We start from the raw sequence: 497 nt of genomic DNA, 5'->3' as shown, positions 1-497 counted from the left end.
TGCGGCCGCTGTTCACTCGCTCGCTTCGCGTCCGGACACATCCTCGATCGATATCCGGAAGAAAACGTGCGGGAGGCTGTCGGCAACCAGGGGAATGGCCGGCTTGAGTGCGCCAGGTTCCCACCAGTCGGTGTGCTGGCTCAGGACCGACCACGCGTGATCGCGCTCAAGCTTGTGGCCGATGCGATCGGGCAGTTCTTCATAGCGGCCATCGACAATCACGCTTCTCCATCCTCGTCCCTGGCCGCGTTCGCCAACCTGGACGGACACAAGCGGGTTGGCCCGCATCCAGTCGATCTTCTTACCCGGCAAGGAGAACGCATAGAGGTGATTGTCGGCATGGGCATAGTGCAGGGGCACGACGTAGGGCTGCCCATCCTTCGCGCATGCCAGGTGGCCGAGGCGGTTGGCCGACAGCAGCTTGGTCGATTCCAGCACGGAAAGCGTACGGACCAGCATCAATGCGATCTCCTGTTCTTCTCGGCCGTCGGGCCATC

General features: G+C 62.6%; 1 protein-coding gene. It reads right to left on the bottom strand.

All coding sequences use genetic code 11. The features are described 5' to 3' along the window. Positions 1 to 12: 12 nt before the first annotated feature. Positions 13 to 459: a pyridoxamine 5'-phosphate oxidase family protein gene (locus NR193_RS33335; RefSeq protein ID WP_256754893.1), complete on the bottom strand. Its 447-nt coding sequence runs from the start codon at positions 457 to 459 to the stop codon at positions 13 to 15. Between the last annotated feature and the right edge of the window lie 38 nt (positions 460 to 497).

This window comes from Mesorhizobium sp. Mes31, from assembly GCF_024519675.1.
Taxonomy (GTDB): domain Bacteria; phylum Pseudomonadota; class Alphaproteobacteria; order Rhizobiales; family Rhizobiaceae; genus Mesorhizobium.
Note: the sequence above shows the minus strand (reverse complement) of the source record. Positions and strands in the feature narration are given on the sequence as shown.